The organism is Parvularcula sp. IMCC14364 (assembly GCF_030758415.1).
GTDB lineage: Bacteria > Pseudomonadota > Alphaproteobacteria > Caulobacterales > Parvularculaceae > Aquisalinus.
In genome coordinates this window covers 415,628-432,062 of the sequence record NZ_CP132334.1, presented here as the reverse complement: position 1 = coordinate 432,062, position 16,435 = coordinate 415,628, and the positions used below count along the sequence as shown (strand labels likewise).

15 protein-coding genes are annotated in these 16,435 nt (G+C 56.5%); 4 read left to right on the top strand and 11 right to left on the bottom strand.

Annotation, left to right across the window (positions count from 1 at the left end):
* Window positions 1–2: 2 nt before the first annotated feature.
* The 9 genes from RAL90_RS02085 to RAL90_RS02045 all read right to left on the bottom strand — a co-directional run bounded on the left by RAL90_RS02085 (window position 3) and on the right by RAL90_RS02045 (window position 11,388).
* On the bottom strand, window positions 3–2,984 hold the full coding sequence (locus RAL90_RS02085) for a 2-oxoglutarate dehydrogenase E1 component (RefSeq protein WP_306252879.1): 2,982 nt from the start codon (window positions 2,982–2,984) through the stop codon (window positions 3–5).
* Window positions 2,985–3,124: 140 nt separating this feature from the next.
* The gene (gene sucD / locus RAL90_RS02080) at window positions 3,125–4,024 is read right to left on the bottom strand and encodes a succinate--CoA ligase subunit alpha (RefSeq protein ID WP_306252878.1); all 900 of its coding nucleotides are present in this window, start codon (window positions 4,022–4,024) and stop codon (window positions 3,125–3,127) included.
* 12 nt (window positions 4,025–4,036) lie between these two features.
* Window positions 4,037–5,230, bottom strand: a complete 1,194-nt coding sequence (gene sucC / locus RAL90_RS02075; RefSeq protein WP_306252877.1) for an ADP-forming succinate--CoA ligase subunit beta — start codon at window positions 5,228–5,230, stop codon at window positions 4,037–4,039.
* Between the two features lie 213 nt (window positions 5,231–5,443).
* Window positions 5,444–6,883: a M56 family metallopeptidase gene (locus RAL90_RS02070; RefSeq protein ID WP_306252876.1), complete on the bottom strand. Its 1,440-nt coding sequence runs from the start codon at window positions 6,881–6,883 to the stop codon at window positions 5,444–5,446.
* Window positions 6,880–7,245 (bottom strand): BlaI/MecI/CopY family transcriptional regulator, encoded by a 366-nt coding sequence (locus tag RAL90_RS02065; protein WP_306252875.1) that lies wholly within the window; start codon window positions 7,243–7,245, stop codon window positions 6,880–6,882. The genes RAL90_RS02070 and RAL90_RS02065 overlap by 4 nt, the downstream gene beginning before the upstream one ends.
* A gap of 336 nt (window positions 7,246–7,581) precedes the next feature.
* Window positions 7,582–9,012 carry a formylglycine-generating enzyme family protein gene (locus RAL90_RS02060; RefSeq protein ID WP_306252874.1) on the bottom strand — a complete coding sequence of 477 codons (1,431 nt, stop codon included), beginning with the start codon at window positions 9,010–9,012 and terminating at the stop codon, window positions 7,582–7,584.
* 54 nt (window positions 9,013–9,066) lie between these two features.
* Window positions 9,067–9,975 carry a triacylglycerol lipase gene (locus RAL90_RS02055; RefSeq protein ID WP_306252873.1) on the bottom strand — a complete coding sequence of 303 codons (909 nt, stop codon included), beginning with the start codon at window positions 9,973–9,975 and terminating at the stop codon, window positions 9,067–9,069.
* 199 nt (window positions 9,976–10,174) lie between these two features.
* Window positions 10,175–10,537, bottom strand: a complete 363-nt coding sequence (locus tag RAL90_RS02050) for a hypothetical protein (protein ID WP_306252872.1) — start codon at window positions 10,535–10,537, stop codon at window positions 10,175–10,177.
* On the bottom strand, window positions 10,534–11,388 hold the full coding sequence (locus RAL90_RS02045) for a fumarylacetoacetate hydrolase family protein (protein ID WP_306252871.1): 855 nt from the start codon (window positions 11,386–11,388) through the stop codon (window positions 10,534–10,536). Before RAL90_RS02045 ends, RAL90_RS02050 begins: the two co-directional genes overlap by 4 nt.
* A gap of 488 nt (window positions 11,389–11,876) precedes the next feature.
* Between RAL90_RS02045 and RAL90_RS02040 the strand changes: the two genes are divergently transcribed.
* Window positions 11,877–12,350 carry a hypothetical protein gene (locus tag RAL90_RS02040; protein WP_306252870.1) on the top strand — a complete coding sequence of 158 codons (474 nt, stop codon included), beginning with the start codon at window positions 11,877–11,879 and terminating at the stop codon, window positions 12,348–12,350.
* 57 nt (window positions 12,351–12,407) lie between these two features.
* Here RAL90_RS02040 and RAL90_RS02035 read toward each other — a convergent pair whose 3' ends face one another.
* Together RAL90_RS02035 and RAL90_RS02030 are read right to left on the bottom strand one after the other, a co-directional pair.
* Window positions 12,408–12,923 carry a phosphoribosyltransferase gene (locus RAL90_RS02035; RefSeq protein ID WP_306252869.1) on the bottom strand — a complete coding sequence of 172 codons (516 nt, stop codon included), beginning with the start codon at window positions 12,921–12,923 and terminating at the stop codon, window positions 12,408–12,410.
* A gap of 7 nt (window positions 12,924–12,930) precedes the next feature.
* Window positions 12,931–14,217, bottom strand: a complete 1,287-nt coding sequence (locus tag RAL90_RS02030) for a zinc-ribbon domain-containing protein (RefSeq protein WP_306252868.1) — start codon at window positions 14,215–14,217, stop codon at window positions 12,931–12,933.
* Between the two features lie 62 nt (window positions 14,218–14,279).
* Between RAL90_RS02030 and ftsE the strand changes: the two genes are divergently transcribed.
* From ftsE to RAL90_RS02015, 3 genes are read left to right on the top strand one after another with little or no spacing between them, the layout of a single operon-like run.
* Complete coding sequence (gene ftsE / locus RAL90_RS02025; RefSeq protein ID WP_306252867.1) at window positions 14,280–15,044, top strand: cell division ATP-binding protein FtsE; 765 nt, start codon at window positions 14,280–14,282, stop codon at window positions 15,042–15,044.
* A complete protein-coding gene (locus RAL90_RS02020; RefSeq protein ID WP_306252866.1) occupies window positions 15,044–15,988 on the top strand; it encodes an ABC transporter permease in 945 nt (314 codons plus the stop codon). Before ftsE ends, RAL90_RS02020 begins: the two co-directional genes overlap by 1 nt.
* Before the next feature lie 37 nt (window positions 15,989–16,025).
* Complete coding sequence (locus RAL90_RS02015) at window positions 16,026–16,325, top strand: DUF1244 domain-containing protein (RefSeq protein ID WP_306252865.1); 300 nt, start codon at window positions 16,026–16,028, stop codon at window positions 16,323–16,325.
* Window positions 16,326–16,435: the final 110 nt, after the last annotated feature.

Genomic DNA, 16,435 nt, shown 5'->3' with positions numbered 1-16,435 from the left:
CTTTAATCTCCAAGGGTGAGCGCTTCATCAAGAAACGCCTCGAGTTCGATATTATGGCGTCGCATCAGACCAGTGGCCGGGGCCGCAGCCGCTGAGCGACCGACATAGCGCGCGCGGGTGTGTTTTGCGCCGATCTGTTCAAGTGTCCATTCCAGGTTCGGGTCCATGAAGGTCCACCCCCCCATATTCTTCGGCTCTTCCTGACACCAGATCATTTCTGCATTCTTGAAGCGCTTCAGTTCCTTGATCAGGGAATGTGCCGGGAACGGATAGAATTGTTCAACACGCATCAGATATATATTTTCAATACCCCGCTTCTCACGTTCCTCCAGAAGATCATAATAGACCTTGCCGGAGCAGAGTACGACACGTTTGACATCCTTGTCTTTGCATAATGTCACCGTGGACCCTGGCCGATATTCGGCGTCATCCCACAAGACGCGGTGAAAGGACGATCCACTGCTCATTTCTTCCAGCGTAGAAACAGCCTTTTTGTGTCGCAGCAGTGACTTTGGCGTCATCAGCACGAGCGGCTTGCGGAAATTCCGTTTGATCTGCCGGCGCAGGATATGAAAATAATTCGCAGGCGTTGTACAATTTGCCACCTGCAGGTTGTCATGGGCACATGCCTGAAGATAGCGCTCCAGCCGGGCGGAGGAGTGCTCTGGCCCCTGCCCTTCATAGCCATGTGGCAACAGTTGCACCAGACCGGACATGCGCAGCCATTTGCGCTCACCGGAAGAAATGAACTGGTCGAAGATTACCTGTGCGCCATTGGCAAAATCACCAAACTGCGCCTCCCACATGACAAGGCAATTCGGGTCTGCTGTTGAATAGCCATACTCAAAACCGAGCACGGCAAATTCTGACAGATTGGAGTCGATAGCTTCAAAGAAGGCCTGCTCTTCTGACAGATTGTTCAGCGGCACATACCGGTCTTCCGTTGTCTGATCGACAAAGCTGGCATGACGCTGGGAGAATGTCCCCCGGCGCGAATCCTGCCCGGACAGGCGGACCCGGTAACCCTCCATCAGAAGCGAGCCATAGGCGAGTGCCTCGGCTGTGGCCCAGTCGAAGTTCTCCCCTTGCTCAAACATTTTGGCCTTGGCCTTGAGGATGCGTTGCAGCGTCTTGTGGGCGGCAAACCCGTCAGGCACTTTCGTCAGCACCTTGCCGATCTCTTTCAAGCGCTCAGGCTCGACAGCCGTATCGCCCCGGCGGTCATCCCCTTCCGGTAACTGGAAGCCTGTCCATTTACCATCCAGCCAGTCCGCCTTGTTGGGTTTGAATTGCTCACCGGCAGAAAATTCTTCTTCGAGGAAGCTGCGGAACTCGGCCTGTTCGCGGTCAACCCAGTCCTGGGTCACGGTGCCTTCATCAATCAGGCGCTTCGCGTACAGATCACAGGTTGTTGGATGCCCGGAAATTTTCTTGTACATCAGGGGCTGCGTGAATGACGGTTCGTCCCCTTCATTATGGCCGAAACGGCGATAGCAGATCATGTCGATGACCACATCCATGCCGAATTCCATCCGGAACTCTGTGGCAACCTTGGCAGCATAAACCACCGCTTCAGGGTCATCCCCATTAACGTGGAAAATCGGCGCCTCGACCATTTTCGCCACATCTGACGGATACGGAGAAGAGCGGGAGAATTGCGGGCTTGTAGTAAAACCGATCTGGTTATTGACGATGAAATGGATGGTGCCGCCGGTGCGATAGCCAGTCAAGCCGGTCAGGCCAAAACCTTCCGCGACAATACCCTGCCCGGCAAAAGCCGCATCCCCATGCAGTAGCAAAGGCATCACATGGGTACGCTTTTCGTTCAGCTCTGGTGCGTCAATTAAGTCCTGCTTCGCGCGGCATTTGCCCAGCACGACAGGGTTCACCGCTTCAAGATGCGACGGATTGGCGGCAAGGGAGAGGTGTACGGAATTATCATCGAAAGTACGGTCGGATGACGCACCAAGATGATATTTTACATCACCGGAGCCTTCAACCACATCCGGCGTCACGGACCCGCCCTGAAACTCGTGGAAAATATGATGATACGGCTTGCCCATCACGGCGGCGAGCACATTCAGGCGACCCCGGTGGGGCATCCCCAGATTGATTTCGCGCACGCCCAGGGCGCCGCCCCGCTTGATGACCTGCTCCAGCGCCGGCACCATAGCCTCACCACCATCAAGGCCAAAACGCTTGGTGCCTGTATATTTGACGCCCAGAAATTTCTCGAAGCCTTCAGTCTCAATCAGTTTCTTGAGGATCGCTTCCTTGCCGTTTTGCGTGAAGGAAATATCCTTGTCCGGTCCCTCAATACGCTCCTGTATCCAGCCCTTCTGCGCCGGATCAGTGATATGCATGAACTCCACCGCGAATGTGCCGCAATAGGTGCGGACCAGAATTTCCATGATCTGCCGGAGTGTCGCAGATTCAAGCCCGAGCACATGGTCGATGAAAATTTCCCGGTCGAGATCAGCTTCCGTGAAGCCGTAGCTTTCCATCTCAAGTTCAGGGTGGGATTTTTCTTCAGACAGGCCCAGCGGATCCAGATCGGCCTTGAGATGCCCGCGCACCCGATAGGCCCGGATGAGCATAAGGGCCTTGATCGACTCCTGCGTAGCGGCATGCAGTTGTTCTGGCGAGGCTTCCGGCTTGGCCTTGGCAATTTTCTTCTCAAGCACGCCTTCGATCGCTGCCCAGTTGCCATCAAGGGCGGCTGTCAGTTCATCACCGGGACGGTGCGGCCAGTCAGCCCCCTGCCAGCTTGGTCCATCAGATTTCTGATTGATCAGGGCCGGGTCATCATCCAGCGCATCAAAATAGTCTCGCAGATCCGGGTCTACAGAAGCAGGGTCGCGGGAATATTTCGCATGTTGCTGCTCAAGATAGAGCGCATTCGCACCAGAGAGAAAAGTCGTTTCTAGGAGGGCTGCATTGCGTGAGAGGCTGTCTGCCCCTCCCTGAGAGCCGTCATGGGCCATGTGTCGTTACCGTTATCCGAAGCGGCAAGGAACACCGCTCCTCTTAAGTTATTGATATGCAACAGTAGACGTTACTTAAAACGACTGTCCACCAGCGCAACCGTTTTGTTGCATAACTTCATGCAACGGAACGTAAACGATTATCCGTTCAGCAACTCAACCAGGGTTGAGCCAAGCGCTGCCGGTGTCGGGGAAACCGCGATACCGGCTGTTTTCATGGCCTCGATCTTGGCTTCTGCTGTGTCGTCACCACCCGAAACAATCGCCCCGGCATGGCCCATCCGGCGCCCTGGCGGTGCTGTAACACCGGCAATGAAGCCAACGGTCGGTTTTTTCACGCTGTTGCTGGCGAGGAATTTGGCCGCATCCGCCTCGGCAGAGCCGCCAATTTCACCAATCATGATAATCGAATGGGTTTCATCATCCGCCAGAAACATTTCCAGCACTTCGATAAAGTCCATGCCCTTGACCGGGTCGCCGCCAATGCCAACGCAGGTTGACTGGCCAAGACCGGCCTGTGTGGTCTGGTGCACGGCCTCATAGGTCAGTGTGCCCGACCGGGAGATGATACCCACATTGCCCCGGCGGTGAATATGGCCTGGCATGATGCCGATCTTGCATTCATCGGGGGTGATAACGCCCGGGCAGTTCGGCCCGATCAGCTTTGTGTCTGAATCCTGCAGGCGACGCTTCACCTTGACCATATCCAGCACCGGGATGCCTTCGGTGATGACACAGACCAGCGGGATTTCCGCATCGATCGCCTCGATGATGGAAGCTGCGGCAAATTTTGGCGGTACATAAATCACGGACGCATCTGCGCCGGTCGCCTCACGCGCTTCAGACACGGTGTTATAGACCGGCAGGGTTTTGCCGTCTGCCACGCCGCCGCCTGTCCAGGTCTGGCCGCCCTTGCCGGGCACGACGCCACCAACCATGTTTGTGCCATAGGCAATGGCTTGTTCCGTATGGAATGTCCCTGTCTTGCCGGTCAGGCCCTGACAGATGACTTTAGTGTCTTTGTTGACGAGAATGGACATGTTTGAACTTCCTTAGCCTTGCACAGCGGCGACAATTTTACGGGCGGCATCATCGAGATCATCAGCAGCGATGACATCGAGATCACTTTCATTGATGATCTTCTTGCCGAGTTCGACATTGGTGCCCTCAAGACGCACCACCAGCGGCACGGAGAGACCAACTTCCTTCACGGCCGCCAGCGTACCCTCGGCGATCACATCACATTTCATGATGCCGCCGAAAATATTGATCAGTATGCCTTTGACGCCATCATCAGACGTAATGATCTTGAAGGCTTCCGTGATGTTTTCTTTCGAAGCCCCACCGCCCACATCGAGGAAGTTGGCTGGCTCGGCCCCGTAATGCTTGATGATGTCCATGGTGGACATGGCAAGTCCCGCGCCATTGACCATACAGCCGATATTGCCATCCAGGTTCACATAGGACAGGTCAAATTCTGCAGCGCGCGCTTCCAGCGGATCTTCTTCTGTCGGGTCGCGCAGTTGTTCCAGATCAGGCTGGCGGAATTCAGCATTGGAATCAAAGCTCACTTTCGCATCGAGCACGCGGACATTGCCGTCTGTCATGACGATCAGCGGGTTGATCTCCAGCATGTCCATGTCTTTTTCGGTAAATGCCTGATAAAGAATGCCCATCAGATCACGGCCCTGCTGCACGGCATCGCCCGTAAGGCCTAGCGCCTTGACCAGCTCATCCTTGTCAGCATCGGTGACACCAGCGTCTGGATCAATGCTCCGGGTCAGGATTTTTTCAGGTGTTTCTTCAGCAACTTCCTCAATGTCCATGCCACCTTCTGTGGAGGCGATGAAGGCAACCCGGGATGTCGCACGATCGACCAGAACAGACAGATAGAGTTCTGTCTCAATATCAGCCCCGTCTTCGATATAAATGCGGTTGACGACCTTGCCGGCATCGCCCGTCTGTTTGGTTACCAGCGTTGAGCCAAGCATCTTGCGGGCCTCTTCGGCTGCTTCAGCGGCCGACTTGGCAAGGCGGACGCCGCCTTTTTCCCCGGCTTCCGGCTCCTTGAACTTGCCCTTGCCACGGCCGCCAGCGTGAATTTGTGCTTTTACAACGTATAAATTGGCGTCCATGGAGGCAGCCTTGGCCTCAGCCTCATCGGCATTCATGACGACGACGCCATTGGCGACCGGCGCGCCATATTGTTTCAGCAACTGCTTGGCCTGATATTCATGGATATTCATAAGAAGGGCTCTCTCAAAGGCGCGGATGAGTGCGGCGCCGGTGGACATTTCGCGCGCTTATAACATTGCCGCTTTCTCACGCAACCGGCAGAAGCGCATAAAGCAGCCCCGACGCTGCAATAATAAGACGCTACAATAATAAAAAGGCCGACACGCATGGTGCCGGCCCTTCGGGGTTATCCTCAAGTAAAGGGGGCTATACTCAGAGGCCTGTTATTTTTCCTCAGCGAGGTCACGACGCTGCTCGCTCACCTCTTCTCTGGCTTCACGAATTTCTTCGCGAGCAATTTCAATCTCGATGCGGGCTTCGGCCATCTCAGCAGCAGCTTCTTGTATTTGTTTCTCGATGACGTACCGTTCTTCTTCCGTCAGCCGCTCGCCATCTTTTTCGATATGCTGCAACCTGATCTCGACGGAGCGCCGGATTTCCTGCTCTGCGCCTTCCATTTCCAGTTCGGAGATGTCCATATCAGCCATGGCTTTGGCCAGCTTCTCTTCAGCACGGGCGAGTTGCTCATCAATACGCGCACGTTCTTCTGCCGACAGATCTTCATAACCGAGGACAATGCGCTCACCATCGGCCATTTTCATGATGTGGACTTCTTTCTTGATATCCAGATCTTCACCGTGGTCGCCGGTCTTGTGGACCCAGACATTGACGTCCTCTTCCTTTTGGCCGGCATCTGCTGTTGCGGATGAAACGCCTGCCGCACTGGCACAGCCGATTAGGCCAAGAACGGAAGCTGCAAGCAGAAGGCGCAGCGACCCTGTTAGAGTGGATTGCATGTGAAAATCTCCATTTATGATATTTTTTATTCTCATTTTTTCGCTCCTCAGGTTTTTTTGTGAGAAGGCAGCGGCGGAGCATGGCGCAGCCTCAACTGGAATACGGATCGCTGTCAGCAGGCTTTCCGCATAATTTTTGCGTTCTTCAGGGGCAGCATCTGCAAGGGCAACAGTGTCACTGCGCAACTCTACCGCCAGCTGCCAGCGCTTGATCAGATCCCGGACAAAAGGGCTGAACCAGAACAGGGCCTGCAGGAGATAGAAAAAATCTGCCCAGAGAGGATCTTTATGAGTGATATGCGCACGCTCATGACGCAGCACCATGTCAATCTGATCTTGTGTCAGAGCCGCAAGCAGATTGTCCGGAAAAACCACTTTCGGGTGCAAACCACCAACTGCGAAAGGTGACATGGGGCGATCAGTCACCCACAGGTCACGGGTGGCATCATAAGTCGCTTCCCGGATGATATGCCCTGTCTTCAGCTTGCCCAAGACGAACTGAAACAGGAAAAAAGCTGCACCCAGAGCATATATCATTGTGACACTGCGCAGCATCGGCGGCAAAATGCTCTGCCCCGTCACGGCGGCCACATCCATGGCGGGCAATGCCGCAAGCGCCTTGGGTGCTTTTTCCGGGTTTGCCCCTGCAAGCGACAAAAGGCCGGAGATATCCGGCAATGTGCCGGCCGGTAATGCTGCGAAGGCAAATATCGCCAATGCCGGCAGGCAGGCGACAATCGCATTCACCCGCCAGTAAGCTGGCCAGTTCGCATAAGAGGTGTTGCTGCGCGCATCAGACGTCGCGCATCCCCAGATCAATGCTGACCAGACAAGTGTGAAGACAATAGCAGCGACCAGAAGCGTCATTCTCCCGCCTCCTCTTTCAATAGCTCTTCCAGTTCCTTGAGTTCGTCGGCTGACAGAATCTTGCTGTCCGAAAATGCAGTCACCGGGAGGGAGCCGTCAATTTCCAACACGCGCGCGGTGAAATCCTTCATCATGCCGGCGATTGTTTTCAACTTGCTGATACCGGGTTGAAAGACTTTCACCCCATGGGCTTCAGACGTGGCAACCAGCCCCTTTTCCGCCATGCGCTCGAGGGTCTTGCGGGTTGAGGAAAATGACCAGTCCAGTTCACTGGCTGTTGCCTCATGAATTTCCCGTGCGCTCAACTGCCCTTTCGCCCACAGGACTTTCAGCAGGGTATATTCTGTTGGTGATGGCTTCATTTGACCCTCATTTCCTGTCGCAGGTATGCGACACTTGTCACAGAGGGGCAATGTAACTTTTTGTAAGGTTGGGGGGAGTACCAGTGTCCAGACTCAATCAGAACGACCGGAATTCGCCAATATCAGTCGCTAGGTTGGTGGTGCGGATGGTCTGGTGTAATCTCGTTTTCGGACGTTCGTCTCCAACCGATCCACTTCACATGGCGATATTCTGAAATTCCGAAACCGGCAACGAAAAGCAAAAATCACTGGGGGCTAACGCCCCCAGACCCCGGCTGGAAGGCCGAAGGCCTTCCAGCCGTAAAGGGGAAAAGACCCAAGGTGTAAGGTTGAGCCCTAAGGCTCAAGCGTCCTGGCAATCCGGAAGCCGAGTGTCACGACCCGGGCGGCTGAGTTGTCCCGGTAGCGATAGGCCGAGCGAAGGTCCAGTAGACCGCTGCTCCACGAGCCGCCGCGAAGCGCCCGCGGACACTCCGTATTACCTACGCCTTCAGAAACATCGGGCGACGGCCCCGGATTGCCCCGATAACAATCCTGAACCCATTCATAGACATTGCCATGCATGTCGTGGAGACCGAACGGATTGGCCGGGTAGCCGCCAACCGGCATTGTTCGTCCAATTTTCCAGCCATAATTTGCAAATTCATCGCTCGCCTCTTCGCCCCACCAGTACGGCGTCGTGGTTCCCGCTCGCGCTGCATATTCCCATTCGTGCTCCATCAGCAGGCGATAGGGCGCCCCTTCGACCTTGCTGTTGAGCCAAGCGATATAAGCCTGCGCATCGCGCCATGAAACTAAGATGACGGGGCGGTCGCTGCGGCCCCAGTCTTCATCTGATGGCGAATATCCATTGCACCCACCGTCAGCGACGCAGGCGTCCCATTCCGAAAAGGTGACCTCATACTGCCCGGCAGCAAAAGGCTGGACGGTCACCCGCTGGATCGGGCCTTCGTTGGGATTGCGTTTTGGTTCGCCGCTAGGCGAGCCCATCGAGAACGTCCCGCCCGGCAGAACGACCAATTCCGGACAGACGTCGCAATCATTGAAAGTCTCCCCTATTACATAGGGTGCTGGCGGCGGGATGAAGCCACGTTGGTCCGCTAAGTGATCATTATTGGCCATCGGCACAGCTTTGAGCGCCAGGAAGGCAACAGCGCCCAGAAGCGCCGCCACACCGACAGCAAGGCCGCCAAGGCTGACCGCCCAGCCGCGCGAGATCCGGGCGAGGGTCGCAGCCCACGTCTCGCCTTCGTGCTTTTTCGCCGGTGCGATCAGGTTGTCATCCGCTTCTTCATCCCCTTCGAGCCGCTCGGTGGTGTGGTCCGCAATGGCTTCGGCGAGTTCGCGGTGATCGAAATAGGTCGTGTGGATCAACGCGTCCCACGTCATCGCGTCCTCGGCGATCTTCCTCAACACCTCGTTCTGATCAGCGTCGACGTTGAACGCCCCGGATCGGTACTTCCTGAACAGACGTTGCGCCGCCTCTTCAGATGCTTCGGTCATCCGCTCGGCGAGTTCGCCGTCGAGAATGAGTGGCGTCGTGCCGAAACGATGGGAGCGCGATGAAACGTTTCCCGGATTGTGGTCGCCGTCCCTGCCGAAGGCGATGCCTTTCATGGCGCCGCCGACCGCCTGGTTGAGCGGCCCTCGCCCAAGCTGTTCAAGGACGACAAAGGCGAAGGCGCGATAGAGAAGATAGACGGCAGCGAACACCACGGGCGCGCCGGCGACGCCGAACAGGATCATCTGCTGCGCGATCGCTTCCAATGGCGCAGGGCCGAACCCATAGGGCGGATATGCCGGGCTCTGATCGAGAAAGCGTTACAGGCCCCAATCTGCCGCCAGCGCCATCAGGCCCAGAATAGGCAGAACGAAGACCGCCCGAACGCCCCAGAGGACCCCGCCCGTCCGCGAGCCGCGCCAGAGCGACCCCCGCGCAAACGGCTCAATGGGGAGCGTCTCCACCCGCTGCAGGAAAGAAATCGCTTCATCCAGGGGGTGCCAGATGGAGAACAGACCGGCTTTCGGGCGCCGCCGTCCAGCGCGCCTGATCCGCATCAGGCCCCGCCAGGCAATAGGCACAATGAAGATCAGCGCAATAAGGCCCGCGACGCCGACGGCGGTGAGCCAGGACGACAACGCAGACTGAAAGGTCTCGACGCCCGCCTCATCGACGTACCAGACCTCGCCGGTGAGAAAGCCAAGCAGCCATTTCGGCGCAGCAATCAGGATCGCGATGAGCGCAGCACTCACCAACGCCATCAGGCCGAAGCCGTAAGCGCCGAAGCGTTCGGCGTTGCTGACCGCCGACTGGAAGAACGGCGTCCCGACGGTCGTGATGGAGCGCAGCCGGTCCCGTGGGCCCCTTACGTCCGCACGCCCGCCGCGCCAGTTCAGCATCGCCGCCGCCTCGTTGGCCACATTGCCGCCATGGCTGTGGCCGATCACATGCACATTGTCGTACTCTTTGGCGAGTTTGCGCACTTGCCTATCAAGCGCCCGGGACGCATCCTCCCGCGCCGTGGCGCTATTGGCGCCCGTCCAGATCAGCGGATGAATATCCGCTTCGATGCCCCGCGCCGATAACTCCTCAATCAGCCAGCCTGAAAACTCCGAGCCCCGCTGCCACCATTTCTCGCCGTCCGGCCCGGGCTCGGTATCCCCCGTCCCATGCACCGTGATGATCGCTGTGCGGCCTGCCGCTGTAGAAGCTGTGTTATTCCCCGCCATTGATTCGCCCCACGCTCTTCAAGCAGACCATAGCATCTCGTTTCCGGATCGACAATTCTGGAAGACCCTTCGAAAATATAGTGACAAAAAGGCGCTGAGCCTTGGCTAAGTCTCGTTGCAAACAGAAATCGGACATTCACTTGATGAGCCGTTACGGCAAGAAAGGGCCAATCCCGGTCACGCTGATTGGGTTTTGAGCCTAATCTGTTACACCAACGACAATCTCGCCAAGACCTGAAGCCCGGTATGTCACTGTATCACCCGGTTGCAGGAAGTGACCGCCTGCCAGTTCGTTCTCGATAAATTTCTCCTTGCCGAAACTGTCGAGATCAGCCTCACCAAAGGGCCCCCCCTGCTTGAGATAACCGAGGATAATATCAGTGTAATCATGACGGGCGGGCGCCGTGAAAATCACGCCCTCGCCAGTGCCGGAGAACAACGCCATATCAGCGTCGATGCGGCCCTTGGGGGCCAGTCTGTAGAACTCACCCTGATAATAAAATCGCTCTTCCGACATATCAGCGAGCACTTTCTCCGTCAGTTGCCGGAAATCAAGCGTCATCTCGCCACCGCGCGCATCCTGGCGCGGCGCGCCATTACCTGGCGCGGCGCGCCATTATATGTCGTGGTCATGCGGGTTTCTTTCACGAACGCTGCCAGGTCTTTCGGGATCACCAGGAAAGGGCCTGTGGGGAAGAACCCTTCCCCGCTTTTCGCATCGCTGAATCCATAGCCGGAATCGAGATTGTCGGGATCTGCCAATTGCACAAGGGCAATCCGATCCGTAAAGTCCGCACACAGAAACAATCCCTTCACTGCCGCATCAAAATCCGCCAGCGACCTGATCGGCCGGTCAAAACGCACACACAGCTCCACTTCATAATCCAAAAGACCGTCGGCTGGCGCACTGACGCGCGTTCTTGCTGGCGTGGCGGCCCCGAATTTCGGAAAGTTGAAAACACCGTCACTGGAGGATTCTTCTGCGTGTTCCGGAAAATTCGTGCCGATACCAATATGTCTGTTGCCGCGCGGGCCTGATGGCAGAACATCATTGATTGACAGCACCGTCATCTCAAACACGCCGGAGGCTGGGAGAGAGAGATTTTCCAGATCAACAGCCGCAAATGCTTCAAAAGGATCTGTAGTTAGCGGCGCGCCCAGCGCGGTCAAAGCGATCCCCCTCACACTCTGCCCGTCGAAATCAGTCACCAGAAGTGTGCCGATGGCGCCTGCTTCTGTCTCATACTGGGCAAGCGTGATCGCCTGATCAATCGGGGCCAATCCGGCTTCCAGAGGTTCGTCCTCAAGACTTGCCGGGTTATGCGTTGGATCGGGAGAGGTGATGTGGGCGACATAAAGACTGGCAACCAGTAAAAACAGCACACCGATAAAACCATAAAAATAGCGCATCATACCACCCCCATCGAGCTTCATGCCCGCTGGGGCTGACGATAGCCTGAGAATAACCGCCGCGACAAGCAGCACCGGAAAATGAGCCTCTCACCGGCTGTTGTTTTTTACCCTGTACTGGGGGATTGTTACCCCAAGCGGTCATCGGCGCTGAGGTAAGCTATTTTGCGACCGAAGATGTCGAATTTACAAGTGGTAGCGACACGATCGAAGCATCGTATGGCAACACCTCATTGCTCGTTTTCTGGCGTAATGACTTCTGATTCCTGATCTGAAGTATCTGATCCAGCCCGGCTCACGGGGTCTACTCGGGGCCGGGCTTTTTTTTGGATTTTTTTTGCGGGCATATTAACCACCTAAATCCTTGTTTTGCCTGTCATTCAGCGAAATGTGGCTGAAAAGAGGTTATTTTGCAGGGTTGAGCGCCCCGGAAAATCGGATAATGTACTGGCTGCATGATGGGGACACTTAGTTCCTTGCGGAGGTTTAGTATGTTGAAAGTTTTCACAAGTTTTGCAGCTGTATCGGTTGCGCTGGTTGGTGCCGCTGCCGCTGATGACTATGAGCATGAAGCGTGGCCAGTGGCGAATAACGGCGAATGTATCTATGCGTTCACAGAGTCCGGTAAGTCTCAGGCTGTACCGCTCTGCACCGCTTTCTACGCGGCTGACCTCAAAGCCATGGCGGAGTTCAGCGAGCAGAAAACAGCGTATAGCGAAGTGATCGAAGAACACGCACAGACCATGTTTACAGCATATCGCAGTAAATTCAGTGGTAGTGACGACGATCTGTCAATTCTGACGACTGACATGACATGGCATTTTGGCAATGCAGCCCAGTATGGCAACTATCAGGAGTTCAAGGACTCTGCCAATATGGCCTGCGAAAGCTTTGCAGTGAATAATGACGTTGTCACCTTCGACTATCTTTCCAGCTTCAACGATGAGTTGCTGAGCGCGCTTTAAGGCTGAACTCTGTGGCAGGCGGTGAGGTAACCCTCACCGCGATGTCAGCGGAGCGGTTTATTCCACCAGACAAATATCCGGCAGGCCGCGCTTGAATTCCGCGTTGTCCATGCCGTACCCGACCAGAAAGGCGTCTGCGTCGGTCTCGAACGCCACGAAGTCGGCTGTGACCTGCTCGGCACGTTTCGACTTCTTGTCCACAGCGACGCAGATCTTGACATCAGCAGCGCCCCGATCTTCCAGCATCTTGCTGGCAAAATACAGACTGCGGCCCGAATCCAGCACATCATCAACCAGCAATATCCGCTCGCCTTCCACCGGGCGGTTGAAATCCTTGATCAGTTTGACCACGCCCGAAGAAGTCTGGGCAGTGCCATAGCTGGCAAGCTGAAGAAAATCGATCTTGGCATCGCCGCCTGCCCTGTATACTGCTCTGGCAAGATCAGCCCCCAGAACAAATCCACCTGTGAGAATCGGGGCCAGCGTAAACGCGCCCTGATAATGCCCGGCGATTTCTTCACCCAGTGCCGTGATGCGACGTGCAATATCAGCTTCTGAATAGAGTGTCTTCATGGGCCCTTCATCGCTCCTGCTGGCGCGGCGCAGGCGCGGATACCTCGTCAGTGCTGTTCCAGCCTGATGTGGTACGCTGAAGATAGAACGATTGTCCATCCTCCCCTTCCTGCAATACCTGTGCGCCAGTTGCCTGCTCAATCAGCACACGGTCTTTTTCAGACACAATACTGACAGCAATCCGGGCCGTGCCTTCCGGCGCAAGACTGCGCGTCATGAATGGCACCTCCATCTGGGGCAGCATCTGACGCGGGCCGGAAGGCCGGAAGACCCAGGTTGTGAGCACTTCTCCGCCCTCGCCGCGAGCTTCCGCGCGAATCAGCGGTGTTCTCAAGGGTGTGTCCCCCTGGTGTTGCAGTGACCCTGTCAATTCGATCACAGCGCCCTGATCTGACAGAGCGTAGCGAAAATCTGTATTGACCACCGCAACCGGGTCAATCCCGTCTGCCAGACCGGCAGCGGCGTAAAAGCCCGTCGTTTCAGGCCAGATGGTCATAATATTATCGCGCCAGACCACGGGGCCTGCCCCCAGCGCAACACAAGCATTCGCCCACAGGGTCCAGCCCAGCAGCCGCAGCGGCGTGAGTTTGTTCAGGGCTTTGCGGCGCTGTTGGTGGCGCCATTCAGATACCTTCAGGTCGCCGGGCGTCACAACCTTGCCAACAGGGCCGGCCCGATCAAAAAAGCGCTCTGCAATATGCGTGTCGAAGAGCACCCCTATTCTGCTGATGACAGCAACCAGACCTGCCGCGGCACCGGAAAGCGGCCCACGCTGATGCCCCCCCCCCTGATCAGGCCGGAAAGACGCCTGCTGACTGTTTTGCAACAGGGACTCAAGCGCCGGGTTCTCCTGTTTCAGGGCAGAAAGCTCATCGTGAAACGGGGAAGCTACAGCTTCGCCGGATTTTTGCTGCTCTATCAGGCGCGCTATCTGGCCAGAGCCGAGCGCCTCTTCCAGTTGCTGGTCAATGGTCACCAGCGCCCGGACATTCGATACAGGCTCACATTTTCCTTCAATGATCTGCTCTTCTTCGGCAAGATCGTGATGATCAAAAAGGGCCGCCAGTGCAGCGCCGCCGCGTGCCGTGCTGAGCGGGCGGGAAAAGGGGGTTCTGCCTGTCACATGGGACTCAGAACCATTGCGCGGTCCTGAAGATGCCGATGCAGCCTGCGGCGCAGCGCCCGCATTCCAGACATGATCACAGGAAGCACATTTGACAGACCGGCCATCAGACGGAATCCTGTCAGGCGCAACTTCATAATGTGTAGAACAAGATGGGCAGATCAGCAGCATGTTCTCTGCCCTCGCCCAGAATCAGGGTTGTATGCGGCGTGTAAAAAGCCGGTTTGAGAGTGATGGTAGAGCCAATCGTCCAATTCAAGAATGCCTGCCTGTCCTATGACGGGCATCTGGACATTCTGAAAGATCTGAATCTCATCATTCGGGATGGTGACTTCCGTTTCCTCACGGGACCGTCCGGCGCTGGCAAGACCTCGCTCCTCAAGATGATGTATCTCGCGCACAAGCCGACCAGCGGCGCACTGGAACTGTTCGGCACTGATGTCGGCACGGTGCCACGAGACGATCTGCCGCATATGCGCCGTCGCATCGGTGTGGTGTTTCAGGAATTCCGTCTGCTCGATCATCTCACGGCCTATGAGAATGCTGCGCTGCCCATGCGGGTCGCAGGTGTTAACCAAAAGGAGTACGGGCAAGACGTAACCGAATTGTTAACCTGGGTGGGACTGGGCACCAAGATGGACGCCCTGCCACAAACACTTTCCGGTGGTGAAAAACAGCGCGTGGCCCTCGCCCGCGCTCTCGTATCCAAACCTGACCTGATCCTGGCGGACGAGCCCACCGGCAATGTTGACCCGATCATGGGCGAACGGATCATGCGTCTGCTCATTGAATTGAACAAACTTGGCACGACAGTGATCGTTGCCACCCACGATCTCGCGCTGGTGCGGCGGATGCGCAAAAGCGTGCTCAGACTGAAAGAGGGCCGTCTGACGTTGCATGGCCCCCTTAAAGAGAATCAGTCCGGGGCGGGCGCGCAACTCACGGAAACCGCAGATGACCAAAACGGGACCATCTCCCTGCAGGGGCAGGCTTCATAATGGCGATGGAAGATACAACGGATACCGGCACAACGCTCATGCCGTCAGAGAAATTGCTGCCATGGCTGAAACGGGCGCCCTTGCTGCCGGAGGCAGGTGCCGCCGGAACGCCACTGGTGGCCGTCATCATGGTGATCTGTTTTCTCGCCAGCCTGGCGCTGGCCGGTTTTTTCGCTGTCAGTGAAGCGGCGGATGACTGGACCTCGGACCTGCGCGGATCTGTTACCGTACAGATCAAGGGTCAGGACGCCATCACGATCGCCTCTGATACCGGCAAGGCGATGGAATTTTTGCGCGATACGGATGGGGTTGTGGCAGCACGGGCCCTGTCGCGGGAAGAAACCGTAGAGCTGCTCCAGCCATGGCTGGGCACAAGCAACCTGCCCGCGAGCCTGCCGGTGCCCGGCCTTATTGAGATGGAAGTAACCCCTGCCTTGCGTCAAAACCTTGATGGGCTTGCTGATGATCTGGCTGTTGCCGCCCCCGGCGCTGCGATTGACGATCACTCGACCTGGAATGACTCGCTGGCCGCTTCTGCCCGGACAGTGCAGATATTTGCCTTTGGCGTCTTTGCCCTCATCATGGGGGCCGTTTGTGTCGTGATTATTTTTGCCACCAAAGCCGGGCTGGCGGCCAACAAGGAAATTGTTGATGTCCTGCATCTGGTGGGGGCCACGGACAGATATATCGCACTGGAAGTGCAGCGGCGTTTTCTGGTGCTGGGCCTGCGCGGGGCTATGGCAGGCGTTATACTTGCCGCCGCGTGTATTTTTGTGCTCGTGCTGGCCTTTGGCGCGCGCATTGATGCGGGCTATTTCCTGCCGGACCTTTCCGGCGGTGGCGGTCTGTTCTTCTACTTGCTCAGCGTCCCTCTTGTGACCTGTCTTGTGGCTGCCTGGACCGCGAGAACAACTGTGCTGCAAACGCTTGCAAAGCGCTTCTGATCTGGTTTCATTCAAAGCACATTACCGGAGCCCCCCCATGACCGACCTGACGCCCGATGAACAGGACAAGCTGGATGCCGCAGCCTTCCGGCAGCTTCTGGCCCACCTGGACAACCGCAAGGATGTACAGAATATCGATCTGATGATCCTGGCCGATTTCTGCCGTAACTGCCTTGGCAAATGGTACAAGAAAGCGGCCGATGAGGCGGGGATCAACGTCTCTGATGATGCTGCCCGCGCGCGCATTTACGGGATGCCCTATCAGGACTGGAAAGCCCAATATCAGACTGAAGCCACGCCCGAACAGATGGCCGCTTTCGAGAAAAGGCAGAAATAACGCGCCTTCTGGCCGCTGCGCGTGTGAATTTCTCGAATATCCTGCGCCAGATGCCACATCGGGACATGTTAACCTATGCGACAGGCACATTTGCGTCTCACGCCAAGTGA